The sequence below is a fragment of the Pseudomonas macauensis genome, from assembly GCF_047902425.1.
Taxonomy (GTDB): Bacteria; Pseudomonadota; Gammaproteobacteria; order Pseudomonadales; family Pseudomonadaceae; genus Pseudomonas.
In genome coordinates, this window is record NZ_CP138377.1 from 4,818,164 (window position 1) to 4,843,949 (window position 25,786).

The 25,786-nt window shown below is 66.5% G+C and carries 26 protein-coding genes; 12 read left to right on the forward strand and 14 right to left on the reverse strand.

The features are described 5' to 3' along the window. Window positions 1-11 precede the first annotated feature (11 nt). From SD196_RS22005 to SD196_RS22015, 3 genes are all read right to left on the reverse strand, one after another. The gene (locus SD196_RS22005) at window positions 12-2,540 is read right to left on the reverse strand and encodes a LuxR C-terminal-related transcriptional regulator (RefSeq protein ID WP_416310662.1); all 2,529 of its coding nucleotides are present in this window, start codon (window positions 2,538-2,540) and stop codon (window positions 12-14) included. A 185-nt stretch (window positions 2,541-2,725) separates the two neighbouring features. After that, window positions 2,726-4,096, reverse strand: coding sequence for a DUF1329 domain-containing protein (locus SD196_RS22010; protein ID WP_343577499.1), 1,371 nt, complete (start codon window positions 4,094-4,096; stop codon window positions 2,726-2,728). Window positions 4,097-4,119: 23 nt separating this feature from the next. After that, window positions 4,120-5,928, reverse strand: coding sequence for a DUF1302 domain-containing protein (locus SD196_RS22015; RefSeq protein WP_275608485.1), 1,809 nt, complete (start codon window positions 5,926-5,928; stop codon window positions 4,120-4,122). A gap of 294 nt (window positions 5,929-6,222) precedes the next feature. On the opposite strand from SD196_RS22015, the gene SD196_RS22020 reads away from it, so the two are divergent. The 3 genes from SD196_RS22020 to SD196_RS22030 all read left to right on the forward strand — a co-directional run bounded on the left by SD196_RS22020 (window position 6,223) and on the right by SD196_RS22030 (window position 8,891). Continuing rightward, complete coding sequence (locus SD196_RS22020) at window positions 6,223-6,975, forward strand: helix-turn-helix domain-containing protein (protein WP_416311765.1); 753 nt, start codon at window positions 6,223-6,225, stop codon at window positions 6,973-6,975. Window positions 6,976-7,088: 113 nt separating this feature from the next. Then, complete coding sequence (locus tag SD196_RS22025; protein ID WP_331319215.1) at window positions 7,089-8,510, forward strand: NAD(P)/FAD-dependent oxidoreductase; 1,422 nt, start codon at window positions 7,089-7,091, stop codon at window positions 8,508-8,510. 33 nt (window positions 8,511-8,543) lie between these two features. After that, on the forward strand, window positions 8,544-8,891 hold the full coding sequence (locus SD196_RS22030; protein WP_275608487.1) for a cupin domain-containing protein: 348 nt from the start codon (window positions 8,544-8,546) through the stop codon (window positions 8,889-8,891). A 182-nt stretch (window positions 8,892-9,073) separates the two neighbouring features. Here SD196_RS22030 and SD196_RS22035 read toward each other — a convergent pair whose 3' ends face one another. The 7 genes from SD196_RS22035 to SD196_RS22065 all read right to left on the reverse strand — a co-directional run bounded on the left by SD196_RS22035 (window position 9,074) and on the right by SD196_RS22065 (window position 14,281). After that, the gene (locus SD196_RS22035; RefSeq protein ID WP_331319217.1) at window positions 9,074-9,841 is read right to left on the reverse strand and encodes a crotonase/enoyl-CoA hydratase family protein; all 768 of its coding nucleotides are present in this window, start codon (window positions 9,839-9,841) and stop codon (window positions 9,074-9,076) included. Between the two features lie 123 nt (window positions 9,842-9,964). Then, the gene (locus SD196_RS22040; RefSeq protein ID WP_275608489.1) at window positions 9,965-10,876 is read right to left on the reverse strand and encodes an SDR family oxidoreductase; all 912 of its coding nucleotides are present in this window, start codon (window positions 10,874-10,876) and stop codon (window positions 9,965-9,967) included. A gap of 106 nt (window positions 10,877-10,982) precedes the next feature. Beyond that, complete coding sequence (locus SD196_RS22045) at window positions 10,983-11,276, reverse strand: hypothetical protein (protein WP_275608490.1); 294 nt, start codon at window positions 11,274-11,276, stop codon at window positions 10,983-10,985. 99 nt (window positions 11,277-11,375) lie between these two features. Next, on the reverse strand, window positions 11,376-12,254 hold the full coding sequence (locus tag SD196_RS22050; protein ID WP_416310663.1) for an alpha/beta fold hydrolase: 879 nt from the start codon (window positions 12,252-12,254) through the stop codon (window positions 11,376-11,378). Next, window positions 12,254-13,036 (reverse strand): class II aldolase/adducin family protein, encoded by a 783-nt coding sequence (locus SD196_RS22055; RefSeq protein WP_275608492.1) that lies wholly within the window; start codon window positions 13,034-13,036, stop codon window positions 12,254-12,256. The genes SD196_RS22050 and SD196_RS22055 overlap by 1 nt, the downstream gene beginning before the upstream one ends. A 194-nt stretch (window positions 13,037-13,230) precedes the next feature. Beyond that, on the reverse strand, window positions 13,231-13,917 hold the full coding sequence (locus SD196_RS22060; protein WP_416310664.1) for an LrgB family protein: 687 nt from the start codon (window positions 13,915-13,917) through the stop codon (window positions 13,231-13,233). Then, entirely contained in the window at window positions 13,904-14,281 is a 378-nt protein-coding gene (locus SD196_RS22065; protein WP_416310665.1) for a CidA/LrgA family protein, read from the reverse strand. Before SD196_RS22065 ends, SD196_RS22060 begins: the two co-directional genes overlap by 14 nt. Before the next feature lie 113 nt (window positions 14,282-14,394). On the opposite strand from SD196_RS22065, the gene SD196_RS22070 reads away from it, so the two are divergent. Next, window positions 14,395-15,291: a LysR family transcriptional regulator gene (locus tag SD196_RS22070; RefSeq protein ID WP_416310666.1), complete on the forward strand. Its 897-nt coding sequence runs from the start codon at window positions 14,395-14,397 to the stop codon at window positions 15,289-15,291. Between the two features lie 86 nt (window positions 15,292-15,377). Here the strand turns inward: SD196_RS22070 and SD196_RS22075 are convergent, their stop codons facing one another. Both SD196_RS22075 and SD196_RS22080 read right to left on the reverse strand, forming a co-directional pair. Continuing rightward, a complete protein-coding gene (locus tag SD196_RS22075) occupies window positions 15,378-15,845 on the reverse strand; it encodes a cupin domain-containing protein (protein WP_331319222.1) in 468 nt (155 codons plus the stop codon). Next, window positions 15,845-16,297 carry a flavodoxin gene (locus SD196_RS22080; RefSeq protein WP_331319223.1) on the reverse strand — a complete coding sequence of 151 codons (453 nt, stop codon included), beginning with the start codon at window positions 16,295-16,297 and terminating at the stop codon, window positions 15,845-15,847. Before SD196_RS22080 ends, SD196_RS22075 begins: the two co-directional genes overlap by 1 nt. Window positions 16,298-16,437: 140 nt before the next feature. Between SD196_RS22080 and folM the strand changes: the two genes are divergently transcribed. The 5 genes from folM to SD196_RS22105 all read left to right on the forward strand — a co-directional run bounded on the left by folM (window position 16,438) and on the right by SD196_RS22105 (window position 18,919). Continuing rightward, window positions 16,438-17,163 carry a dihydromonapterin reductase gene (gene folM, locus SD196_RS22085; protein WP_416310667.1) on the forward strand — a complete coding sequence of 242 codons (726 nt, stop codon included), beginning with the start codon at window positions 16,438-16,440 and terminating at the stop codon, window positions 17,161-17,163. A 31-nt stretch (window positions 17,164-17,194) separates the two neighbouring features. Beyond that, entirely contained in the window at window positions 17,195-17,755 is a 561-nt protein-coding gene (gene folE / locus SD196_RS22090) for a GTP cyclohydrolase I FolE (protein ID WP_331319225.1), read from the forward strand. Window position 17,756: 1 nt separating this feature from the next. After that, on the forward strand, window positions 17,757-18,128 hold the full coding sequence (gene folX / locus SD196_RS22095) for a dihydroneopterin triphosphate 2'-epimerase (RefSeq protein ID WP_275608501.1): 372 nt from the start codon (window positions 17,757-17,759) through the stop codon (window positions 18,126-18,128). 127 nt (window positions 18,129-18,255) lie between these two features. Beyond that, complete coding sequence (locus SD196_RS22100) at window positions 18,256-18,567, forward strand: DUF1244 domain-containing protein (RefSeq protein ID WP_275608502.1); 312 nt, start codon at window positions 18,256-18,258, stop codon at window positions 18,565-18,567. 13 nt (window positions 18,568-18,580) lie between these two features. After that, complete coding sequence (locus tag SD196_RS22105) at window positions 18,581-18,919, forward strand: HopJ type III effector protein (RefSeq protein ID WP_275608503.1); 339 nt, start codon at window positions 18,581-18,583, stop codon at window positions 18,917-18,919. Window positions 18,920-19,154: 235 nt separating this feature from the next. On the opposite strand, the gene trxB is transcribed toward SD196_RS22105, so the two are convergent. Continuing rightward, window positions 19,155-20,102 (reverse strand): thioredoxin-disulfide reductase, encoded by a 948-nt coding sequence (trxB, locus tag SD196_RS22110; RefSeq protein WP_275608504.1) that lies wholly within the window; start codon window positions 20,100-20,102, stop codon window positions 19,155-19,157. A gap of 407 nt (window positions 20,103-20,509) precedes the next feature. On the opposite strand from trxB, the gene SD196_RS22115 reads away from it, so the two are divergent. From SD196_RS22115 to SD196_RS22125, 3 genes are all read left to right on the forward strand, one after another. Further along, window positions 20,510-22,444: a diguanylate cyclase domain-containing protein gene (locus SD196_RS22115; protein ID WP_416310668.1), complete on the forward strand. Its 1,935-nt coding sequence runs from the start codon at window positions 20,510-20,512 to the stop codon at window positions 22,442-22,444. Window positions 22,445-22,540: 96 nt separating this feature from the next. Continuing rightward, on the forward strand, window positions 22,541-23,281 hold the full coding sequence (gene cysZ / locus SD196_RS22120) for a sulfate transporter CysZ (protein WP_275608506.1): 741 nt from the start codon (window positions 22,541-22,543) through the stop codon (window positions 23,279-23,281). A gap of 191 nt (window positions 23,282-23,472) precedes the next feature. Beyond that, the gene (locus tag SD196_RS22125; RefSeq protein ID WP_416310669.1) at window positions 23,473-24,675 is read left to right on the forward strand and encodes a glycosyltransferase family 4 protein; all 1,203 of its coding nucleotides are present in this window, start codon (window positions 23,473-23,475) and stop codon (window positions 24,673-24,675) included. Window positions 24,676-24,677: 2 nt separating this feature from the next. On the opposite strand, the gene SD196_RS22130 is transcribed toward SD196_RS22125, so the two are convergent. Then, window positions 24,678-25,637, reverse strand: coding sequence for a DegV family protein (locus SD196_RS22130; RefSeq protein ID WP_275608508.1), 960 nt, complete (start codon window positions 25,635-25,637; stop codon window positions 24,678-24,680). Window positions 25,638-25,786: the final 149 nt, after the last annotated feature.

Genomic DNA, 25,786 nt, shown 5'->3' on the forward strand with positions numbered 1-25,786 from the left:
GCCATAGAGCCTCAGATCTTGAGCAATCCCAGTTCCTTCGCCCGCGCCACCGCCTGGGTGCGCCGCTCGACGCCGAGCTTGCCGTTGATCCGCCGGGCGTGGGTCTTCACCGTGTGCAATGAGATGTAGAGACGCTCGCCGATTTCCAGGTTCGAGCAGCCTCGCGCGATCAGTTCCAGCACCGACAGCTCGCGCAGGCTGAGCAGGCTGTGCGCGGGCATCTCGCTGGCGCAGGGGCGCAGGCCGAACAGCCCCGGCTGGCGCCGCTGGGTCTCCCGCAGAGCGGCGAGCAGGCCGAAGCGCTGCACCAGCGCCACCCCCTGGTCGAGCGCGGTGCGCGCGTCATCCAGGTTGCCGGCGAGGTAATGGACTTCGGCCAGCGCCAGCCAGACATCGCAGGCCAGGGTGTTGCGCCCCTGCCGCAGCAGGTCGGGCAGCATCGCGGAGAGGCGTTGCAATGCACCCTCGACCTCGCCGTCGTACAGTTCGGCGAGCGCCAGCAGGTGCTCCACCCGCAGGATCAGGTCAGGCATGGCGGCCGGCGGATTCAGGCGGTCGGTGCGGCAGCGCGAGGCGACCCGCAGCAACACCTCGCGCGCCTGCTCCGCCCGCCCCTGGCGGAGGCTCAGGGCGCCGCTGACCAGCAACAGCGAGCCGCGGTACACGGCCTCGGGTACATGCTGCAGCTGCATCAGCCGTTCCGCCTCCAGCAGTCGGTTGAAAGCGCCGTCGATGTCGTCATCCAGCGCATCCAGCCAGGCCATGCCGGTGAGGCCGTAGATCAGGCACGGATCATGGCTGCGGCGGGTTTCGGTAAGGCCGGCGATGAACAGCTCGCGCGCCTCGTCGTTGCGACCCTGGCGCAGGCTCAGCCAGCCGCGGCGCAGGGCGACGCGTCCAGCCATGGCGTTGCCGGTCACGCTGATTTCGTCCAGATAGTCCTGTACCCGCGCCAGCAGGGCGTCGGCGCGTTGCAGCTCGCCGCGCTGCTCCAGCCACTGGGCGCGGTCCAGCTCCAGCAGCGCTTCGAAGGTCAGGCTGCCATGCAGCCGCGCGAGCCTGAGCGCATCCCGGTTGATCAGGCGGGCTTCGGCCAGGTTGCCGCCGGCCTGGGCCTGCTGGGTCAGCGCCGACAGGCAGATCAGCTTTTGCGCCCAGGCATCCTCCGGCAGGTACTCCAGCGCCTCGCGCAGTTGTTCGCGGGCGCCGGCGCGCCCCCGGGCGTGAGTGAGCACTCCGGCCAGGCCCTGCCACTGAGCGACCAGCGTGCGCTGCCGACGCTCACCGGGCATCGGCAGGAAGCGGGTGAAGCCGGCGAGCAGTGCCTTGGCATCGTCCAGCCGGCCGACGAACAACAGGGTCCAGGCATTGAGCACCAGCAGGCACGGCGTGCTGCACAGCAACTCGTCCGGCAGCATTTCGCGCAGCTTGAGCACCCGTTCGAGATTGCGCCCGTGCAGCAGGTGTTCTTCGGTGAAACGCTGCAGCAGGCTGGCCGCCTCGTCCGGCTGCTCGGCGAGCAAGGCGTGTTCGAACGCTGCGTGGAGGTCGCCGGACTGGCTGAACCACTGGCAAGCCCGGCGATGCAACATCGCCGCCGGCCAGCGGGACAGGCGCGCCAGGGTCGGTGCGAGCATCGGCGCAGCCCGGAACCAGCGCTGGGTGTTGTCCACCGGCTCGATCAACGCCCCCCAGGCGAGCAGTCCGTCCAGCCCCTGGCCGGGCGTGTCGAACAGGTAATCGCTGAGCTCCCGGCCAAAGCGCGGAATGCTTGCCAGCGCGCAGAGCATCTCCGCCAGGGACGCGGGCAGAGCAGTCAGCACTTCCCGTTGCAGGTAGTCCTGCAACAGCGCGCTGCCGCTCTCCGCCACCTGTATCGTGCACGGCACCTCGCTGTCGTTCGCCAGGCTCAGCAGGCGCAGGCGGATACCGGCGAACCAGCCATGGGTCGACTCGTGCAGCGCTTCGCGTTGGACCTGCGGCCATTCCAGGGCCGACAGCTGCAGATAACGATCGAGCTCGCCCTGGGTCAGGGCAAGGGTGGCGGCGTCCAGTTCCAGCAGTTCGCCCTCGAGCAGCAGGCGCGTCAGGTTGCACTTCGGCCGCCGCCGGCTGGCCAGCCACCAGCCGATCTGCGGGGACGCCACCGCGAGCAGGCGGTCGAAGCAGTCATCCAGCGCAGCATCCGGCGTCCGGGGGTAATCGTCGAGCATCAGCCAGATCGGTTCGCTCACCGTCTCCAGCCAGGCGCCCAGCGCCTCTTCGCCCCCTTCAAGCACACCGAGCGCTTCGGCCAGCCGCTCGCAGAATTGCGCCGGCTCCAGCGGCCGCCCACCGAGGCTCAACCAGACCACGCGGGTGCCGGCTGGCGCCTGGCGTGCACACTCGCTCAGCAGCACCGTCTTGCCGCAGCCGGGCGGCGCCACCAGCAGACGCAGGCGGCATTCGGCGGCGCCAAGACTGGCCCGCAGGCGTTCACGGGGCAGATGCTTGCGGGGCAGTCGCGGCAGCGCCGCGCTGTGCAGGGCGATTGTCGACATGGGCTTCTTCCGGCCATTTGCTGCGGGCCAGACTATGCCCCGGCGCGGACCGGGCAAAGGACCATCAGCGGCATTCATGGCGCGTCATAGCGCCGGCTGCTCACGGCCCGGCGCAGACACTGCGCCCCCAAAAAAAGAAACCCGGCGCCTACCGTGAGGCGCCGGGCAAGGAGCACAGCAGCGGATCAGCGCACGCCGGTGTTGCGCAGGGCCGCCGGGGTGAAGTCGGCCATGCTGGCCTTGTTGCCGAACTGGTAACCGCGCTTCTCTTCGTTGTTCAGGCCGAAGGTCACGTAGCGGCCGGCGAGGATGTCGTACAGCGACTCTGCGGCGTAGCCGGTGGCCAGTTCCGGGTAGAAGGTCATCGAATGGCCCTCGCCCACGCGCCACAGTTGGCCGCGACCGTCGTACAGCTCGGACTCGGCGATCTGCCAGCTGTCCTCGTCGAGGTAGAAGTGGCGAGTGGCGTAGATGTTGCGCTCGCCGGCCTTCAGGGTGCCGACCACTTCCCACACACGGTGCAACTCGTAGCGGGTCAGGTCCTGGTTGATGTGACCGGGTTTGACGATATCGTCGTACTTGAGCTGCGGCGAGTTCAGCCGGTAACTGTTGTACGGGATGTACATTTCGCGCTTGCCCACCAGCTTCCAGTCGTAGCGGTCCGGCGCGCCGGAGAACATGTCGTAGTTGTCGGAAGTACGCATGCCGTCCGAGGCGGTGCCCGGGCCGTCGTAAGCCACCTGCGGGGCGCGGCGCACACGGCGCTGGCCGGCGTTGTAGATCCACGCCAGGCGCGGCTCCTTCACCTGGTCGAGGGTCTCGTGGACCAGCAGCACGTTGCCGGCCAGGCGCGCCGGGGCGGTCACTTCCTGCTTGAAGTAGGTGAGGATGTTGCCGGTCTTGCTGGCGTCCTGCTCGGTCATGCTCTGCGGCACCGCGATCGATTCCTCGAAGCGGATCGGCGTATAGCTGCCGTTGGTCTGCGGCACCACCTGCACCACCACGCGGGAGATATTGCCGCCGTGGTAACGGGTCAGGTGGTTCCACAGCGCCTGCACGCCGTTCTTCGGAATCGGGAAGGCGTAGTAGCGGCTCTTCTCGAAGTTCTCCAGGCCGTTGCCGTCGTTGATCGGCTGGACGAACTCGGCGCTGTGCTTGATCGAACCGTAGACCTCGTCGGGCAGCGCGAAGCTGCGGTGAGTCTTGTACACCGGGATCTTGTAGGTGTCCGGGTAGCGCTTGAACAGCGCCAGTTGGCCGGCGGAAAGCTTGTCCTTGTACTGGTCCACGTTCTGCGCGGTGATAGTGAACAGCGGCTTCTCATCGGCGAACGGGTCGGAGAGGAAGCCCTTGGCGTCCACCTTGCCTGCATCGCGGGCGATGCCGCCGGTCCAGGCCGGGATGCTGCCGTCGGCGTTGCCTTCCTTCTGCGAGCCCATCGGCGTAAGGCTGCTGCCAAGCTTCGCCACCTCATCGGCGGAGACCGCGGCCATCACCCCGCAGGACAGCAGGCTCAGGGCCAGCGCGCCACATTGAAGGATTCTTGTCGTTCTCATACGTCGGTTCCTTGGTCAGGCGGTCAGAAGTTCACGCCGAAGCTGAGCGAAACGAAGTCGCGGTCGACGATGGTGTTGTAATCGCCGCCGAAGAAGTTCGTGTAGTTCAGGCTCGCGGTGTAGGTGTTCTGGTAGTCGGCATCGATGCCGACGCTGGCGGCCTTGCTGCCTTCGTTGAAGACCGGGCCGTAGCCATGCACGTCATGGGACCAGGCGATGTTCGGCTTGAGGTTCACCCCGGCGAACACGTTGTTGTAGTCCCAGATGGTGCGGGCGCGGTAACCCCAGGACGAGGAGGTGTAGAAGCCGCCGCTGCCATACTGGGCATCGGCCACCGCGTTCTCCGGCACACCGTACACCGAGTCGCGGCCGTAGCGTTCGCCGACCTCGCGGGTCATGCCGCCAACGTAGGTCACGCCGACTTCGCCCACCAGGGTGACGCGGTCGGCGCCCATGGCCTGGTCGAAGAAGTGGGTGAAGGTGGTCTGCGCCTGGCTCACGTCCTTGCGTATATAGCCGTGGTTGACCTGCTCGGCCTGGGCCAGCGCGCCCGCCACACCGCCGCTGGCGAAGCCGCCGGCCACTGTGGTGGCCAACAGCGGCGTCAGGTCGGTGGTGTTGAGTTGCAGCGGCATGTTCGGCCGGAAGCTGAACTCGCCCTGCCAGGCGGTGCCGGTGGGCAGCGTGGTGGAGAAGCTCAAGCCATACAGGCGGATGTCCTCGGGGTATTCAAGGAAATAGTGGCCGCGCCCCAGCAGGATCGGCTGGGCCAGCGCCGAGGCGCCCGCGCCGATGGCACGCAGGGCATTGCCGATATCGGCGGCACTGGCGTTCTGCATGCTCACGATGGGCGTGCGGCTGTGGTAGTTCATGGCGTAGGCGCCGTACTCGACGTCATCGCCCAACCAACGCAGCGACAAGCCCCACTGCCCGGAGTCGCGGGCATCGCGGTCGGCGCCGCGCGGCACCATCAGGCCCTCGGGGGTGACAGTCACGCCCAGGGAGTTGAGCAGCGCCTTGGTCGCCGGCGCGTTCAACGCAGTGACGGTGTTCTTGTCGAGGATGTTGTAGTTGGTGTTGCAGCCATCGGCCGCCACGTCCGTGGTGGAGAAGAAGGTGCCGCAGTTGTCGAGCACCGTCTGGTCCCACTCCAGCTGGTAGAAGCCTTCCACGGACAGCGAGTCGGTGAGGCTCTGCGACATGTAGAGCATGTTCACCGGGATCAGGCCTTCCTTGATTTCCGAACCGGGCCGGCGGAAGGCGGATACGTCGATGGGGTTGATGGCGTTGATGCTGTTGCCGATGAAGGTGCTCTCGCCCCAGCTCACCACCTGCTTGCCCAGGCGCACAGTGCCGGGCATGTCGGCGATGGAATAGTTGTAGTAGCCGAAGGCATCGAGCAGCTGCGCCCCGGAGGACTTGGCGCCTTCCTTGCGACCGCTGTTGGAGATCGGCTTCCACTCGGTGCCTTCATCCTCCAGGCGGAAGTCGTACCAGTACTTGCCCCGGGTGAAGACGCCGAAGTCTCCATACTTCAGCTCCAGGTCGTGGATGCCCTTGAAGATCTTCGAGAAGGTGTGGCCCTTGCGGAAGTTCAGGCGCCCGTCGTCGTTGGTCTGGGTCATCCCGTGGCCGCCGTTGGCGGAACCGATCAGATCCTGCTTGGGACTCTGGGTACTCCAGCTGGCCCCCACGGACAGGCTGGAATCGAACTGTCCTTCAATCTCCCCAATGTTGAACGAAACGGCCTGTGCCTGGGCGGCGCATCCCAGGGCGACAGCGGTGGCGAGAAGTTGCGGTTGGAAGAATCCGCGCCTTGTTTTTGTTGTCATGCGGCTCTCCTGACGGTGTCGAGGTGGCTACACCCTACTCAGGCCCCCGGTGGGGAGTAAGCGCTCCAAGGTGGTATTCGCGGCGTCGCCCGAAAGAGTGAATCCCTGCTCTGCCACGGCCCTTTCCGGGCGATATTGGCGCAGGCAATGACGGGCCATCGAGCATCTGGATAGTGCAGCGGCCATTGCCACTACCCGAGGGGCAGGGTTCTTTGGCATCCTTGGCAACCTATGCACGCCATCGACCAACGCCCGACCGACAGCCACCTCACCGAACAGACCCGCGAGGTGGTCCTGCGCTATCACGAATGCTGGAAGCATCGCGACCTCGAAGCGGTGCTCGCGCTCTACCATCCGCAGGTGGAGTACAACGACTTCTTCCAGAATCGCACCCTGGGTTATGCCGACCTGCGCGACTACGTGCAGGGCACCATGCCCAGCCGCCCGGAAGAGTTCCTCGCCCACATCGACCGCATCCGCGTGGATGGCGATACCGCGTTCATCCAGTACCGCATCGCGGTGACCCTGAGCGGCCGCCTGGCGACCTTCCATTCCAGCGAAGCCATCACCGTGCGCGACGGCCTGATCTGGCGGATCAACGAATACGCCTCGGTGGTGCGTGAAGGCGGCGAGAACCGCCCACAGGCGGCGGACCCGCGCCCGGCCACCAGCCGCCTGGGTCTCTCGCCGCGCCAGCTGAGCCAGCTGGCCAGCGACCTGGAGCACTACTTCAGCAAGAGCCAGCCGTACCTGGCTCCAGACCTGGACCTCACCCAAGTGGCCACCGCCACCGGCTACACCCGCAACCAGATTTCCTACCTGCTCAACCAGGTGATGGGGCTGAGCTTCTACCAGTACGTCAACCAGACGCGCCTCACCCACCTGCTCGACCAGCTGCGCCCGCCGCTGCCGGCGCGCATCGACGAACTGGCGTTCTCCGCCGGTTTCAACTCGCTGTCAGCCTTCTACCGCTGCTTCCGCCAGCACACCGGGCAGTCCCCGCGCGAGTACCTGAAGCGCCTGCGCGACGAGCAGAACGACGCCTGACCGAGAGCTGCCGGCGGGCGCGCGGGCACTCCCCGCGTACCCGCGCAGACGACAGGAGCCCGCGCCACCTCTAGGCTTGACGACATTCCCCCACTTCCCCTCCGGAGTCGTCTATGTCGGCATGGCGTCATATCAGTCTGTGGATGAACCAACTGGACGACGACCTCGTCCCGCGTCCGTCCCTGCAAGGCTCGCTGGACGTCGATGTGGCCATTGCCGGCGCCGGTTACACCGGACTGTGGACCGCCTACTACCTGAAGCAGCGCGCGCCGCAGCTGAAGATCGCCATCGTCGAAGCGGAAACCGCCGGCTTCGGCGCCTCGGGCCGCAACGGCGGCTGGCTGATGGGCAACATTCTCGGCGAAGACCGCCTGCTCGCCGGCCTCTCCCCGGAACAGCGCCGTGCCTCCTACGACCTGCTGCACGACATCCCCGACGAAGTCGCCCGTGTGCTCGAACGTGAAGGCATCGACTGCGACTACCGCAAGGGCGGCGTGCTCTACACCGCCGCGCGCTATCCGGAGCAGGAACGCCGCCTGCGCGACTACCTCGCGCACCTCCATGCCGAGGGCCTGACCGAAGACGACTACCGCTGGCTCACCGCCAGCCAGCTCGCCGAACAGCTGCGCATTCCCAGCGCACTGGGCGCGATCCACACCCCGCACTGCGCCACCATCAACCCGGCCAAGCTGGTCCGTGGCCTGGCCCGCGCCGTGGAGCGCCAGGGCGTGCAGATCTTCGAGAAGAGCCGCGTGACCCACTGGGCGCCGGGCCTGCTGCGCACCGCGCAAGGTGAGCTGAAAGCGCACTGGGTGGTGCCGGCCATCGAAGGCTACGCCGCCGACCTGCCGCCGCTGGGCAACTACCAACTGCCGGTGCAGAGCCTACTGGTGGCCACCGAACCGCTGCCGGAATCGGTCTGGGCCGAGATTGGTCTGGAACAGGGCCAGGCCTTCAGCGAATTCAGCCGCCAGGTCACCTATGGCCAGCGCACCGCCGACAATCGCCTGGCCTTCGGCGCCCGCGGCGGCTACCGCTTCGGCGGCAAGCTGCGCACCGATTTCAGCCTGACCGACGATGAAGTGGGTCTGCGCCGCTACCTGTTCGGCGAACTCTTCCCGCGCCTGAAGGACGTACGCATCACCCACACCTGGGGCGGCAACCTCGGCATGTCGCGGCGCTTCCGCCCACACATGCTGATCGACCGTCGCAACGGCATCGCTCTTTCCGGCGGTTACGGCGGCGAAGGCGTCGGCGCCACCAACCTGGGTGGTCGCACCCTGGCCGACCTGATCCTCGGCCAGCACAGCGAACTGACCCGGCAGCCCTGGGTGATCGACGACCGCACCCTGCAGGACGGCCTGCGTGGCTGGGAGCCCGAGCCATGCCGCTGGCTGGGCTACAACGCGATCATCCGCAGTTTCGTGCATGAAGACGAAGTGCTGGCCAACCCGCACAGCGCCCCGTGGCGCCGCCGCCTGGCGGAGAAGCTCGCCGCGACCATGGAAGGCCTGATGACCTGGAAGGTCGGCTGATCAGCCCCTAGAGAAAACCCACTGGAGCCCCGAATGAAACTGACCCACCTGAAGAACACCCTGCACGCCGAGCTCGGCGCCGCCAGCCCGGTCGCCGTGCCGCTGGGCGAGCCGGTGTCGGAAACCCGCGTGGAATCCATCGAACGCACCGACCGCGTGGAAACCGGCATCTGGGAATGCACCCCCGGCCGCTGGCGCCGTCAGATCGTCGAGCAGGAGTTCTGCCACTTCATCTCCGGCCGCGGCACCTTCACCCCGGATGGCGGCGAGACCATTGCCTTCCAGGCCGGCGACGCCTTCCTGCTGCCGCAGAACAGCCTGGGCGTATGGGATATCCAGGAAACCGTGCGCAAGACCTATGTGATCATCCAGCGGGATTGATCGGCGCGGTCGGCGCGGGTGTAGAGGGAAGGTCCGGAGCACTGACTGGTGCAGTGTTCATCCTGAAACGCCCGATTGGTAGGAACCGTCATGACCGACTGACGCCGAGGCGTACGCCGCTCAGGACGGTCCCCTCTCCCTCCGGGAGAGGGTTAGGGTGAGGGCGCTCTCGCCCCGTTCCCTCAAAACTCCCCGTGCCGCCCTTCCCCGTCGGTGAAGCGCTTCGCCCCTTCCACTGTCTCTCCGCTCTGGATCACCGCCATCCCGCCCTGGAATTCATTGGCCATCGCCACATCGAAGGACAGGGTCCATTGCGTGAAAACACTGGCACGATCGGCCAGCATGCAACGCTGGGGAAACTCGGCGATCTCCCGCGCCAGCTCTTCCGCCGCCTCCAGCGCCTGCCCGCGCGGCACCACGCGGTTGGCCAGGCCCATCATCAGCGCCTCCTGCGCCCCCACCGGGCGGCCGGTGAGGATCATGTCCAGCGCCCGGCCCTGGCCAATGATGCGCGGCAGGCGCACGGTGCCGCCGTCGATCAGCGGCACGCCGAAGCGCCGGCAGAACACCCCGCACACCGCATCCTCGGCCATCACCCGCAAGTCGGCCAGCAGCGCCAGTTCCAGCCCGCCGGCCACGGCATAGCCCTCGATGGCGGCGATCAGCGGCTTGGACAACTGCATGCGGCTTGGCCCCATCGGCCCGTCGCCTTCGGTTTCCAGGCGATTGCGCCGCTCACCGTCCTCGGCCACCGCCGCAAGATCAGCGCCCGCGCAGAAGGTGCCGCCGGCGCCGGTAAGCACGGCGACCTGCGCCTCCTCGTCCTGCTCGAAATCGCGCAAGGCATCGGCCAACGCCTGGGCGGTGGGCAGGTCCACGGCATTGCGTACCGCCGGGCGGGCGATCACCAGGGTGGTCACCGGGCCGTTCCTCTCGATTATCACGCTCATGGCGAACTCCTTGGGCATCGAGGCAGAAAAGCAAAGGGCCGACTATGAGCCGGCCCTTTCACCATACTGCGTCTGCCGCCGAGGAACAGCCCGCTGGCCGTTCCGCCGGTCAGGCTGGCCGGATCAACCGGCGTATTTCTGCAGGTTCGCCATCATCTCGCGCAGCGCCTCGACGTTGTCCTTCGGGTGCGCGGCGTTCTCGAAATCGCAGATCTGCGCGAAATTGGCCGCCACATCCTCGACGCTGAAACCCTTGCGCGGGTCGAAGCCCACACCCAGGCTGCGCTCCCAGCGCACCTTGCCGATCCAGCCGCCGCCCACTTCGAACAGGCCGGAAGTCTCCTGGCAGGCTTCGCTGCCCAGGTACACCACCAGCGGGCTGACCAGCTCGGGCTTGAGCTGCTCGAACACCTGCGGCGGGATCAGGCCTTCGGTCATGCGGGTGCCGCCGGTGGGAGCGATGGCGTTGACGAAGATGTTGTTCTTGCGGCCTTCGATGGCCAGGTTGCGGGTCAGGCCGTACAGGCCGAGCTTGGCCATGCCGTAGTTGCTCTGGCCGAAGTTGCCGTAGATGCCGGAGGTGGACGAGGTGAAGATCACCCGGCCATAGCCCTGCTCGCGCATGAACGGCCAGGCGGCGCGGGTTACCTTGTAGGCGCCCTCGACATGGACCTTGTAGACCAGGTCCCAGTCGGCGTCTTCCATCTTGTGGAAGGTCTTGTCGCGCAGGATGCCGGCGTTGTTCACCACCACGTCGATGCGGCCGAACGCTTCCACGGCCTGGCGCACGATCTTCTCGCCGTCGGTCACCGAGTCATGGTTGGCGATGGCGGTGCCGCCGGCTTCGCGGATTTCCGCCACCACGCGATCGGCGGCCGAGGCGTTGGCGCCTTCACCGTGAGTGCTGCCACCCAGGTCGTTCACCACCACCGTGGCGCCGTGCTTGGCGAACAGCAGGGCGTGGGCGCGGCCGATACCGCCGCCGGCTCCGGTAACGATCACGACTTTTCCGTCGAAACGCAGGGCATCACTCATGGCAGGAACTCCAGGCAGGTCTGTTTTTCCGGAGTGTCCGGCAGTCGCGATCGGGTCACAAGCAAGACGATCAGGGCGAATGGTGCCCAATAAGGCCGGGGGATGATCAGCGGATCGGCAGGTTCAGTTCCTCGCGCGGGCCGAGCTTGAACAGCCACCAGTCATATTCGCTCCAGAACAGCAGCAGGCCGAACGCCGGCAGCAGCGCCAGGGCGCCCAGTGCAGCGGGCACCCAGTGCTGGATCATCCAGGCGTAATAGCAACCGGCGGCGCAGATGCCTACCAGCAGCAACAGCAAAGGGACGGCGACGAAGACGAAATCCCGGCGCAGGTGCAGCAACGCCCGGTACAGCATCGAGCCCTGGGGCTGGCGGACGGGAATGACGGATCTGAGTGGCATGGCGGCGGCCTCCGGTTGGACAAATCCGGGGAAGCTACCGCCGCCACACGAAGCCAAACGATCAGTCAGTTCCGAATATCCAGACGGATCAGTCCGTACCTATCGAGCCCTTTCCTGTCGGAACGCCAGATAGTGCTGTAGCACCTGTTCCGGCGCCTCAACCTGCGGGTAATGACCGATACCGGAAAGCTCGACGGTATCCGGCCGGGGGATCAATGCCCGATAACGCTCCACCATGTGCGCGCCGGAAATCGGGTCCACCGGGCCATCGATCACCCGCAGCGGCACCTGCGTGCGCTGCATCGCGCCAACCCAGCGCTCGCGGTGCTCGCGGCGGTCGAGGATGTAGTGGATCAGCCGGTGCATCACCCGCGTCCCGTCGTTATGCCGGATCAGCTCCCAGAAGGTGTCCAGTTCCGCCTCCGATGGCTGGCTGGCCGGGCCGAATACCTTGGCGAAGTTCTGCGCCAGGCGGCGGCGGTTGAACAGCCGGGCGAACAGGCCGCCCAACGGGCTGAGCAGCAGTTTCTGCGACAGCACCGCGCGATGGGTTTCCGGGAACAGGCCGCCGTTGAGGAACACGCAGGAGGCCAGGGCGAACCCGCCCTCCTCGTGCCGCGCCAGCAGTTCCTGGCCGACGCTGTTGCCATAGTCGTGGACCAGCAGGTGCACCGGCTCGTGTACGTCCAGGTGCACCAGCAGCGCCTGCTTCAGGTCGGCCTGTTCGAGGATGCGGTAGTCGTGGCCGCGCGGCTTGGCGGAGTCGCCGAAACCGAGCATGTCACAGGCGATCACCCGGTAGCGCTCGGCCAGCGGACGCCACAGGTAATGCCAGTCCCAGGAGGCGGTGGGGAAGCCGTGGATCAGCAGCAACGGCTCGCCGCTGCCGGCGCTCCAGTAGCGGATGTGGTGGCCGCGGAAGGTGAAGGAACTGCCCTGCGCGCGCCAGTCGCGCAGGGCGATGCCAGGCAGGCCCATCAGTCGCGGTAGCCGGGGTTCTGCTGGTCCAGCTTGCGCAGCAGCGCCGGCCACGCCAGCGCGCCGCCCAGGCCCTGCTTGCTGCGGGTGACGCCGGCAGCCATGGCCATGGCGCCGTCGAGGATCTGCTGCGGAATCATGATCAGTTCGGCGCCGCCACCCTGGGCCAGCACCTGGATCTCGCAGGCGCGCTGCAGGGTGAACATCATCAGGAAGGTGTCGGCGATGGTCGGGCCGCAGGTCATCAGGCCGTGGTTGGGCAGGATCATGAAGGCAGCCTCGCCCAGGTCGGCCTGCAGACGCGCCTTCTCGTCATGGTTCAGCGCCACGCCCTCGTAACCGTGGTAGGCCAGGCTCGAGAGCACGAACAGCGACTGCTGGGAAATCGGCAGCAGGCCTTGTTTCTGCGCGGAAACGGCGATGCCGGCGGCGGTGTGGGTGTGCAGCACGCAGGAGACGTCGTGGCGGACTTCGTGGACGGCGCTGTGGATGGTGTAGCCGGCCGGGTTGATCTCGTAGGGGCTGTCCATCAGCTTCTTGCCGGCGAGATCGACCTTCACCAGGCTGGAGGCGGTGATCTCGTGGAACATCATGCCGAAGGGGTTGATCAGAAAGTCTTCGGTGCCGGGCACCTTGGCGGAAATGTGAGTGAAGATCAGGTCATCCCAGCCATGCATCGCGATCAGTCGGTAACAGGCGGCAAGATCGACGCGGGTCTGCCATTCGGCGGCGGAAACCTGGTCCTTGACGTTCGCGGTGGGCAACGGGTGTGCGGCGTGCATGGGCGGAACCCTCTTCGTTGTTGTAGTTGTGCCAGGCAGCAGTCTAGCCAGCGGCGCGAGCGGTGGACTGTCACGGAACTGACAGTTGCCCCCGGCATGGCTTGCCGAATGACAGGCCATAAGCCGGGCGCAGGGCAGCCTTGCCACCCTGCGCCCGATCTCAACGACAACGAATGGAAACCGCCCCCGGCGGCTTACAGGCAATACGCCAGGACCGGCGCCATCAGCAGGTTGAACAGCCCGGTCAGGACCATCAGCAGGCCGGCCGCCGAACCTTCCTCGCCGCCGAACTCATAGGCCCGGCTGGTACCCGCACCGTGGGCGCCCACACCCAGCAGCGCGCCACGAGCCAGGGCCGAGCGCAGGTGCAGCAGGCGCATCAGCACGCCACCGACCAGGGCGCCGAACACCCCGGTGATCATTACGAAGGCGGCGGTCAGCGAAGGAACGCCGCCCAGGTCATGGGACATTTCCATGGCGAACGGTGTGGTGATCGAGCGCGGCAGCAGCGACAGGGTCACCTGGCCGTCCAGCGCCAGCGCATGGGCCAGCGCCCATGAACTGCCGATGGCCATGCTCGAGCCGGCGAGCATGCCGGTCAGCAGCGCCGGCCAGTGGCGGGCGAGCAACGCACGCTGCTGCCAGATCGGAATGGCGAAGGCCACGGTGGCCGGGCCGAGCAGTGCCACCAGCCAGTTGGTGTCGCGGGCGTAGTCGGCGTAGGTCGCGTGCATCGGGATCGCCAGGGCGAACAGCAGCACCGGGACGAACACGATCGGCGACAGCCAGTACTGCTGGTAACGCCGGTACAGCAGGCGGCTGAGCAGGTAGCCGCCGAGGGTGGCGGCCAGCCAGAACAGGGGTTGCTTATCGAGACTCATGGCGCGACCTCCAGTGGCACATCCATTCCACCGCCAGGGCGGTAGCCAGCATCACCAGCACGGTGCTGGCGGTGATCACCAGCAGGATCTTCCAGCCCTCGCTGCGCAGCAGCGGGCCGTAGTCCAGCAGGCTCATCAGCGCGGGGATGAAGAACAGCAGCATTTCCGCCAGCAACACGCCGGCGCCGCCCTGCAGCAGGGCCGGGCGGATCGCCCCGCAGGCGAACAGCACCAGCAGCAGCGCCAGCCCGATCACCCCGCCCGGCAGCGGCAGGCCGGTGAGGGTGGCGATCCAGCCGCCGACCCACCAGAAGGCGGCCAGGACGGCGAGTTCGAAAATCAGGCGGGCGGCGCGGCGGAACATGGCAGCGGTCTCGATGCTTTTGGGAGAGGAAGAAAGCGTTCGGGAATGGTGCAAAGCCTACGCCCGCGCCTATCATCGCCAAAGCGAATTGATCGAATCGGAGCCATTCCGGAATGGAATTCAAGCAACTGCGCACCTTCACCGAAGTGGTGCGCCAGGGCAGCTTCACCCAGGCGGCGGTGCACCTGAACGCCAGTCAGTCGGCGGTGAGCAAGCAGGTCGCCCAGCTGGAACAGAGCCTGCGCGTGCAATTGCTGGAGCGCAGCGGTCCGCATATCCGCCTGACCGCCGCCGGCGAGGTGGTGCTACGGCGCGCCGAGGACATGCTGCGCCTGCGCCGCGAGCTGCTCACCGAACTGGACGACCTCACCCGCCTGCACCGTGGCGAACTGCGCCTGGGCCTGCCACTGCTGGGCGCCGACGCGCTGTTCGCCGGGCGCTTCGCCGAGTACCGGCGGCGCTACCCGAACATCGCCGTGCACCTGATCGAGGGCGGCAGCAAGACCATGGAAGAGCTGGTCTACAGCGGCGAGCTGGAACTGGGCGGCGGCCTCACCCCGGAAGACCCGGCGTTCGACCACCAGCCGTTCTGCAACGAGCCGCTCGACGCCCTGCTGCCGGCCGATCATCCGCTGGCCACGCGGGAGAGCCTGAGCCTGGTGGAACTGGCCGATACGCCCTTCCTGCTCTACCAGCAGAGTTTCACCCTCAATGATCGCTTGCTGCGCGCCTGCCGCGAGGCCGGCTTCGAGCCGAAGGAAGGCGGCCGCAGCGGCCAGGCGGACTTCCTCGGCGCGCTGGTCGCCGCCGGCCAAGGGGTGGTGCTGCTGCCGCGGGTCGTGGCTGAGGACCTGGAACGTCCGGGCGTGGCGCGTGTGCTGCTGAGCCAGCCGGACCTGCGCTGGGATATCAGCTTCATCTGGCGGCGCGATGCTTACCTGTCGAATGCGGCCAAGGCGTGGCTGGCGTTGATGGAGGAGATGCCGTTGCATCCGGTGGGAACGGCGTGATGCGGGTTCGCGAGCAAGTTCGCTCCAACAGGTTAGCCCCTGTACCGAGCCCGCTCTTGTAGGAGCGAGCTTGCTCGCGAACCGCTTTACAGCAACTCGGGAAACGCCCCGATCAGCTTCGGCCACGCCCGCTGCGCCTCGGCGTCATCGGCCAGCAGCCTGAACCCGGCGAACTCGAACGCCGGCGACACCGTGCAGCCCACCAGCACGTAATCCCCCAGGCAACGCGCCGCCTGCCAGGCGTGGGCGGGCACCGCGCGCTGCGGCAGGCTGCCCTCACCCACCGGGCCGAGGCGTTCGATGAGCAGGCTTTCCGGTGTTTCGGCCACCAGCAGCTCCAGCGGACCGCCTTCGTGGTAATGCCAGAGTTCGTCGGCATCGATGCGGTGCCAGCGGCTGACCGTGCCGCCGGGCAGCAGGAAGAAAATGGCCGAGGATTGCTGGCGGCCATCGGCGCCCATCAGGGACGAATCGAACACCCGGCGATAAAAGCCGCCCTCGGGGTGCGGGGCGAGCCCCAGGGTATCGATCAGATAACGGGCGCGGGGGTGCATCAGGCTTTCAGCGCGGCAATGAACTCGGCGATCCAGGGCTCGGCGTCGGTCTCCTGGTCCACCGTTTCGCTGCCGTCCAGGCGCAGCATCGGCACCACTTCGCGCATGCCCAGCTCCACCAGCAGTTCGCGCACCAGCTCGCCGCCGCCGCAATAGGTATCGCCATAGCTGGAGTCGCCCAGGGCGATCACGCCGCCCGGACGGTCGCGCCAGTTCGGCAGGCGGTCGCGCAGTGCGTAGTACAGCGGCTGGAAGGTGTCCGGCAGGTCGCCCATGCCAGTGGTCGAGGTCACCACCAGCAGCGCCTCGGGGCCGAAGTCCAGCAGGCCGTCGAGGGTGACACGCGGATCGTGCCAGGCTTCGAAACCGGCCGCTTCGAGCAGGCGCTTGGCGTGGCGCGCGACCTCTTCGGCGGTGCCATAGACCGAGCCGGACAGAATGGCGACTTTCATGTTCACTCCCACAAGGCAAGACAAGGCCACCCATTATGCCCCAACCGTGCCGGGCCGCGCCGGGGCTGGTATAGTTTTGCCCTACCCGGCCGCTCGGATATTTCCCGCAGCGCCGTTTTCCCCGATTCCACGAGGCGCGCATGGGCAATACCCCGGCTCCCATCCTCATCACCGGCGCCAGCCAACGCATCGGCCTGCACTGCGCGAAGCGCCTGCTGCAGGACGGCCATCCGGTGATCGCGACCTACCGCCAGGAGAAACCCGGCGTCGATGAGTTGCGCCAGCTGGGCGCGACCTGCCTGCACGCGGAGCTGGCCGACGAGGCCGGCATCCTCGCCTTCATCGGTACGCTCGCATCCCATACCGACCGCCTGCGCGCGATCATCCACAACGCCTCGGCCTGGATTACCGAAGTGCCCGGCCATGAGGCCGACGCCTTCGACGAACTGTTCCGCCTGCACATGCTCGCGCCCTACCTGATCAACCTGCGTTGCGCGCCGTTGCTCGAACGCGACGCGGCCGAGCGCGGCGCCCCGGCGGACATCATCCACCTCTCCGACGACGTCGCCCGCAAGGGCAGCGCCAATCGTATCGCCTACTGCGCCAGCAAGGCCGGCCTGGACAACCTCACCCTGTCCTTCGCCGCGCGCTTCGCCCCGCGCATCAAGGTCAACGGCATCGCGCCGGCACTGATCATGTTCAACCCGGGCGACGACGACGCCTACCGCGCCCGTACCCTGGCCAAATCCGCCATGGGCATCGAGCCCGGCCCCGACGTGATCTACCAGAGCGTGCGCTACCTGCTCGACAGCCCCTACGTGACCGGCACCACCCTGACCGTCAACGGCGGCCGGCACCTGAAATGACCCGCACAGCGCGGGCGTGAGGACTCCCCCAATGATCGAAGACATGTCTCGCCACTACCGTGAGATTCTCCTGGGGCTCGGCGAAGACCCCGACCGCGAGGGCCTGCTGGACACGCCCAAGCGCGCGGCCAAGGCCATGCAGTTCCTCTGCCACGGCTACGGGCAGACGCTGGAGGAGATCGTCAACGGCGCGCTGTTCGCCTCGGACAATGACGAAATGGTGATCGTCAAGGATGTCGAGCTCTACTCGCTGTGCGAGCATCACCTGCTGCCCTTCATCGGCAAGGCCCATGTGGCGTACATTCCCACCGGCAAGGTGCTGGGCCTGTCGAAGGTGGCGCGCATCGTCGACATGTTCGCCCGTCGCCTGCAGATCCAGGAAAGCCTGACCCGGCAGATCGCCGAGGCGATCGAGCAGGTCACCAGCGCCGCCGGCGTTGCCGTGGTGATCGAGGCACAACACATGTGCATGATGATGCGCGGGGTGGAGAAGCAGAACTCGGTGATGAACACCTCGGTGATGCTCGGCGCGTTCCGCGAGTCCAACACCACCCGCCAGGAATTCCTGCAACTGATCGGACGGAGCAAGTGAAATGACGCAACTGGAGCCAGGCATGGCGCGAATCCGGGTCAAGGATCTGCGCGTGCGCACCTACATCGGCATCAAGGAGGACGAAATCCTCAACAAGCAGGATGTGCTGATCAACCTCACCATCCTCTACCCGGCCGGCGATGCGGTGCAGGTCAACGACATCGATCATGCGCTGAACTACCGCACCATCACCAAGGCGATCATCGCCCACGTGGAAGAAAACCGCTTCGCCCTGCTCGAGCGCCTGACCCAGGAACTGCTCGACCTGGTAATGAGCAATCCCGCGGTGCACTACGCTGAAGTGGAAGTGGACAAGCCGCACGCGCTGCGTTTCGCCGAGTCGGTGTCCATCGCGCTGGCCGCCCGGCGCTGACCGGCCGGTCGCGCAAGCCGTACGCCCGTGCCAGTCGGCCAACGGGCGTTGCTGGCCGATCGCCTCGCTCTATAGAATCGCGCCAGCCCCGCCATGCGCCTCTGTTGCGCCCAATGAGAGATACGCCATGACCGAGCCCCTGAACCTGACCGACGAACAGCGCACCGAACTTGAAGCCGCCGCGTTCCGCACCCTGGTGCAGCACCTGCGCACCCGCAAGGACGTGCAGAACATCGATCTGATGAATCTTGCCGGCTTCTGCCGCAACTGCCTGTCCAAGTGGTACAAGGCCGCGGCCGACGACATGGGACTGGCGGTCAGCCCCGACCAGGCCCGCGAAGAGATCTACGGCATGCCTTACGCCGAATGGAAGGCCAAGTATCAGACGGAAGCGTCGCCTGCCCAGCAGGCGGCCTTCGATAACGCGAAGAAGCACTAACGAGTTTGCCTTGATGACCCTCAACGATTTTCGCGCGCGCCTGCGCAGCGAGCAGCACCTGTTCACCGACACCCTGGCGTACATCGCCGAGCACTACAGCTACACCCCCAGCGCCTTCAGCAACGGCACTGTGGAAAACCCCGCCGGGCAGAACGAAGGCTCCTGCAAGACCCTGGGCTTCGCCATCCTCGAAGGCCTGAGCCAGGAGGAGTCGCTGCTGGCGTTCGGCGAGCACTACCGCGCCGTGCGTGACAACCCCGAGGGCACCGACCACGCCAACATCCGCGCCCTGCAGAGCACCGGCCTGGCCGGCGTCAACTTCGAGCGCCAGCCGCTGTCGCGTCGCGGCTGAGGTCGTTTGGCTCGATGAAAAAGCCCCGCTCATGCGGGGCTTTTTCTTGGGCGCTCGAACCACTCGACCGCCTGATGCTGACCTGCAGGAGCGAGCTTGCTCGCGAACCTGCAAGGCACGGCGTCAAGCGATTCGCGAGCAAGCTCGCTCCTACGAAGAGCCACAGTCACTGAGCGGCGCAAAGAAAAAGGCCCCGCAAGCGGGGCCCCTTCCTGCACGCCGGCTCTTCGGGCCGTTACAGGGAATCCAGGTAACGTTCCACGTCCAGCGCGGCCATGCAGCCGGCGCCGGCGGAGGTGATGGCCTGACGATAGACGTGGTCGGCCACGTCGCCGGCAGCGAATACGCCGGGGATGTTGGTTGCGGTGGCATTGCCCTCGCGGCCGCCATTGACCACCAGGTAACCGTCCTTGAGCGCCAGCTGGCCCTCGAACAGCGAAGTATTGGGCGTATGGCCGATGGCGACGAACAGACCGTCCACTTTCAGCTCGGACGTCTCGCCATCGTTGTGGCGCAGGCGCACGCCGGTGACGCCCATGGCATCGCCCAGCACTTCCTCGACCTGGGCGTTCACCCGCAGCTCGATCTTGCCCTCGGCGACGCGGGCGCGGAGCTTGTCCTGCAGAATCTTCTCGGCACGGAAGCTATCGCGGCGGTGCACCAGGGTGACCTTGCTGGCGATGTTGGCCAGGTACAGCGCTTCTTCCACGGCGGTGTTGCCGCCGCCCACCACCGCCACTTCGCGGTTGCGGTAGAAGAAGCCGTCGCAGGTGGCGCAGGCGGACACGCCCTTGCCCATGAACGCCTCTTCCGAGGGCAGGCCGAGGTAGCGCGCGCTGGCACCGGTGGCGATGATCAGCGCATCGGCGGTGTAGGTGCCGCTGTCGCCCTTGAGCACGAAGGGTTTACCGGCCAGGTCCACACCGTGGATATGGTCGAAGACGATCTCGGTCTCGAAGCGCTCGGCGTGTTCCTGCATGCGCTGCATCAGCGCAGGCCCGGTGAGCCCGTGGGGATCGCCCGGCCAGTTGTCGACTTCGGTGGTGGTGGTCAACTGGCCGCCGGCCTGCAGGCCGGTGATCAGCAGTGGCTTGAGGTTGGCGCGGGCGGCGTAGACCGCGGCGCTGTAACCGGCCGGACCGGAACCCAGAATGATGACCCGCGCGTGGCGACTCTCGGACATCGCAGCCTCCTAGTGTTCAGTTGAAGAACGACGTTCGGTGGAAGAACGTCAGGCAGAAGAAAAGGGAGCTGCCAAAGTACCAGGGGGAAGGTTGGAGGAACGGCAGCTCCTCTGAAAGGTTTCTTGCGCGGGACCGCATGACCTGGAGACCTTCGGCAATGCGGTGTGGCCTGAACCACGGAACCCATTGTCCTGCAGAATTTCCAAATACCCTTGAGATATGTCAGGCGTATCCTGATTTGCCATTGATCCGGCGCAATTGGACTTGGGACGCAGCTTACAGCTCAGACATAGCCCTACAGAAATGCCCAATCTCAATTCACTTCATAGCCATTGTCTATCCGCCGCGCATCTACTCTCCAACTGACTAGACTCAAGCCAACATCAAAGGTCCCTTCGTCTTTCGCATGAATCTTCGCGCTCGCCTGCTCCTGCTGTTCCTACCCCTGTTCGCCGCCAGCCTGGCCGGGGTATGGATGCTGTCAGACATGATCCTGCTCGACCGCTTCGACCGGGGCGACCGCCAGCGCCTGGCCGATGAGGTACGTATCGTCCACAAGCGCATCGGCTTCGAGAAACAGCGCTTCCTCGATATCGCCCGCAGCTACGCCTGGTGGGACAGCAGCTACGCCTTCATGCAGCACCCCGATGCGAAATTCATCGCCGACAACCTCGAAGTCGACATGCTCGGCATCCTCGGCTTCGACTATGTGCTGTACGTTGACCGCAAGGGACGGATCGTCGGCCAGCAATGGAAGCTCGACGACCTGGCCGGCCGCTTCCCCGGGGTGTCCACACCCCACCCTTACGTCCTGCAGCGCGACATCCTGAAAACCGCCCTCGACCTGGGCGCCCTGGACGTAGAGGGCGATACACGGCACAGCATCGACCAGTTGGTGCAGATCGACGGTGTGCCGCAGTTGCTGCTGAGCTATCCGATCAGCGACAGCGCCGGGCGCGCCGAACCCGCCGGCGCGCTGATCGCCGGCGTACTGTTCGACAAGCAGCGGACGGCCGCCCTGGAAGACCAGATGGGCGCGCGCCTGCGCCTGGCCGACGATGCCCGCCCCGACAGCAGCTGGCGGCCACTGAACATCCCCAACAACCGTGGCGCCACCCTGCTCAGCCCACGCGAGCTGCTGGGCAAGAACAAGCAGCAGATGTCGCTGCTGTACCTGAACTCCAAAGGCCAGCCGCAGATGCGCATCGAGGTCACCAGCCCCAGGCCGCTGTACGTGCAGGGCCGGCAATCGATCCGGCTGTTCCTCTACCTGGCGCTGGCCCTGCTCGCCACTGCCCTGCTGCTGGCCTACCTGGCGCTGGAGTTCTGGATCATCCGCCGCGTGCGCACGCTCAACCACGAGGTTTCCAGCATCGGCCCGGACGACAACCAGCATCGCCTCGGCAGCCTGGGCAACGATGAACTCGGTCAGCTCGCCGGCGAGATGAACCACATGCTCGACCGCCTGGAAAAGAGCGAGGCACGGGACCGGGCGATCCTCGACGCGATCCGCGATGGCTACTTCGAGATGGACGACAAAGGCATCATGCTCACCGTCAACGCCGCGCTGTGCCGGATGCTCGGCTACTCGGCCGAAGAAATCGTCGGTCGTCACTACAGCCAGCTGCTGCCCGAGGCAGACGCCCAACGCGCCCAGGCGCTCTACGTCCAGGTGCGCGACGACGAGCAGCGTGAAACCACCTTTTCCGCCCCCTTCAAGTGCCGCGACGGCCGCCTGCTCAACTGCGAGACGCGCTGCTCGGCGATCCGCGACAACCAGGGTGTGTTCACCGGTTTCCGCGGCATCCTGCGTGACATCAGCCAGCACGTCGCCTACCAGAACCAGCTGATCGACCTGGCCTTCCGCGATGCCGTGACCGGCCTGGGCAACCGCAAGGCGTTCGACGAACAGCTGCCCGCTGCGATCATCCGTTGCGAACGGGTCGCCCTGCTGTACATCGACCTGGACCGCTTCAAGCAGGTCAACGACCGCTTCGGCCACGCCACCGGCGATGCCCTGCTGGCCGCCGTCGGGGACCGCCTGCACAACAGCCTGCGCCAGCCGGACCAAGCGTACCGCCTGGGTGGCGACGAATTCGCCGTGCTCCTGGAAAACGCCGAACCGCCGCAGGCCGAAAGCCTGGGCACGCGCCTGCTGCGGGTGCTGGGCAGCCCCTACGAGCTGAACGGCCAGACCATCGACTTCGTCACCCCGAGCATCGGCATCGCGTTTTATCCACAGGACGCGAGCGACGCCGAGGGCCTCACCGGCGCCGCCGACATCGCCATGTACCAGGCCAAGCAGGAGCGCAACCGCTGCCAACGCTACCACCGCGCCTGAACCGCCACACACCCGGCAAAACAGACGGCTCGCCGGCCCTTCGCCGGGTCTGCTAAGGTCGCAGCCGCTTTACCTTGGAGTCCCCTGGAGAATCCCATGTCTACCCTGAGCGGCCCGCAATACCTCAGCGAAGGCCTGAAACTGATGATGCGCCCCGGCCTGCGGCTGTTCGTGCTGTTGCCGCTGAGCATCAACCTCATCCTGTTCATCGGCCTGATCGGCTTCGCGGTCAGCGAGTTCAGTCACTGGGTCGACGCCCTGATGCCAAGCCTGCCGGACTGGCTGAGCTTCCTGCAGTTCATCCTCTGGCCGCTGTTCGTCGCGCTGGTACTGCTGATCGTGTTCTTCACCTTCACGATGATCGCCAACCTGATCGCCGCGCCCTTCAACGGCTTCCTCGCGGAGAAGGTCGAAGTGGTGGTGCGCGGCACCGACGACTTCCCGGAGTTCAGCTGGACCGAACTGATGGCCATGGTGCCGCGCACCATCGGCCGCGAACTGCGCAAGCTCGGCTACTTCCTGCCGCGCGCCCTCGGCCTGTTCATCCTCAGCCTGATCCCCGGCCTGAACCTGATCGCCGCACCGCTCTGGCTGCTGTTCGGCGTGTGGATGATGGCCGTGCAGTACATCGACTTTCCCGCTGACAACCACAAGCTGGGCTGGAACGAGATGCTCGCCTGGCTGCGCGAGCGACGCTGGGCCTGCATGGGCTTCGGCGGTGTGACCTATCTCGCGCTGCTGATCCCGGTGGTGAACCTGGTGATCATGCCCGCCGCCGTGGCCGGCGCAGTGCTGTTCTGGGTGCGCGAGGGTGGGGACAAGGCGCTCACTCGCTAAACCTTCCGGGGCAGGTGCGCAACGTCCTTGCCCCGCCTCTCGGCATCCTATTTCCCCGAGAGGGGCGGAGGCTGTCCTACCGCCCCCAGGGACGAGGTCAATCGCTCCCGCAAGGTTTGCACTTTGTGGCTGTCATATTTCGATCATCGCCGCGTCATCGGCGCGCCACTGCGCGTCGCGACACTGCGTATATGACCAGAAAGCCCCTGCGCATTGCGCTGATCAGCGAAACCTTTCCGCCGGAAATCAACGGCGTTGCCAACACCCTCGGCCGGCTGGCGGCGGGGCTGTTGCGCCTGGGCCATCAGATCCAGGTGGTGCGGCCACGGCAGCAGTGTGACGGAGGGCGCCACAGCGACGCCGAACTGGTGCTGACCCGTGGCTGGCCGCTGCCGGGCTATCCGGGGTTGCAGTGGGGGCAATCCTGCCTGCACAAGCTGCTGCGCCACTGGAAGGGGCTGCGCCCCGACGTGCTCTACATCGCCACCGAAGGCCCGCTGGGCCTGGCCGCCCTGCGCGCCGCGCGGCGCCTGCGGATTCCGGTGATCAGCGGCTTCCACACCAATTTCCAGCAGTACAGCGCGCACTATGGTTTCGGCCCGCTGATGCGCCTGGTAACCCTCTACCTGCGCTGGTTCCACAACCGCACCCAGCAGACCCTGGTGCCCAGCGCCAGCCAGTCGCTGGAGCTGCAACGGCGTGGCTTCGAGCGCCTGGCGCAGCTTTCGCGCGGCGTCGACAGCCAGCTGTTCCAGCCCGGCCGCCGCGACGATGCTCTGCGCCGCGAATGGGGCCTGGGCGAGCGCGATATCGCGGTGTTGCACGTGGGCCGGCTGGCGGCGGAAAAGAACCTGACGCTGCTGGGCAGCAGCTTCCGCGCGCTGTGCGCGGCACACCCGCAGCTCAAGCTGCGCCTGGTGATCGTCGGCGATGGCCCGCTGCGCACCCACCTGCACAAGGAACTGCCCGAAGCGGTGTTCTGCGGTCTGCAACGCGGCGAGGAGCTGGCGCGGCACTACGCCAGCGGCGACCTGTTCCTCTTCCCCAGCCTGTCGGAAACCTTCGGCAATGTGGTGCTGGAAGCGCTGGCTTCGGGCCTGGCCGTGGTGGCCTTCGACCAGGCGGCCGCGGGGCAGCACATCCGCCATGGGCACAACGGTGCGTTGGCGGGCCCGGGGGACAACCAGGGCTTCTTCGACGCGGCCAGCTGGTTGCTGGAAGACCCCGAGCGCCTGCGCCGGGTACGACTGAACGCCCGTCACCACGCCAGCCATCAGGCCTGGGACGCGGTGGTGGAACGTTTCGAAAGTTATCTACAGGAAGCCTGCCGCCTGACGCTGTCCAGGAAGACCACCCGCCTGGGGCCGGTGGGCGGGTCTTCCGTACACAAGTAAGGTCAGGCGAAGGGGATCGGCTGCGCCGCGAACGACAGGCTCATGGCGCCCGCCCCCAGGTTGATGCCACCGGTGGGGCTGAGCATCGCCAGGTGCACCTGCACCCCCTTGGCCTGGCACGCCGCTTCCAGCGCGGAGAAGCCCGGCAGGTCGCGCAGCGCGGAAGGATCGCCGGCGTAGCTCAGGCACATCTGCGGTGCCAGCAGCTCGCCCGCCTCGACCCGTGCGCGGGCGAAGTTGAGCAGGCGCTCGGCGGACTTCTCGTAGTTCGGCGATACCGACACCGGCTTGTCCTCACCCTGCACCAGGCTCAGCACCGGCTTCATGTCGAGCATCGAGCCAATGCCGAGGAAGGCGCCGCGCAGGCGATCGCCGATGCTGCTGCGGTCGCCCTTCTGGAAACCACGGCGGCGGATGTGCCCCAGGTCGCTGGCGACCAGGAAGGTGTTCATCTGCTGGCTGAGCTGTTCCAGGCGGGTGCGCACAGCGTTGGGATGCTGGTCTTCGCCGAGCAGGCGCACACCTTCGGCGGCCAGCACGGCGAGGCCGGCGAACACCGTCTGGCTGTCGATCACCCGCAGCGCGAAGGGCCCGGCGATGCCGGCGGCGGTACGGCGCTCCTTGTAGCTCTGCAGCAGGCTGAAGGAGGCCTGGGTGGCGTGTTCGAAGATCGGGCTGCGCTGGCTGGTGACGGTCAGGCAGATGACGTAATCGAAGTCGGTGACCAGTTGTTCCAGGAACCAGTCGTGGGTCTGCGCCGGCGTCAGCGGCTCGCTGCCGTCCTCGGGGCCGACCTTGGGCAGATCCTGGGAGTAGAACTTGAGGGTGGTGTCGGGATCGCGATCATCGACGATACGGCGCTCGCCCAGGCGAATGCCGATGGGCAGGACGCGAATGTTGTTGGCAGCGAGGAATTCGGGGGGCAGGTCGCAGGTCGCATCGACCACCAAGCCGATCCGCATGGCTTACTCCTATGGCCGTATCCCGGCCTATTGTTGTGTGAACGCGGTCATACAATGCCCGTTTCAGACCCTTAAGTCAGCATGCGGAAAGGTGGGTCTCGGAAAAGATTTGTAAACGCCTAGGACGGGGCTTTCAGAGCATTCAGGCA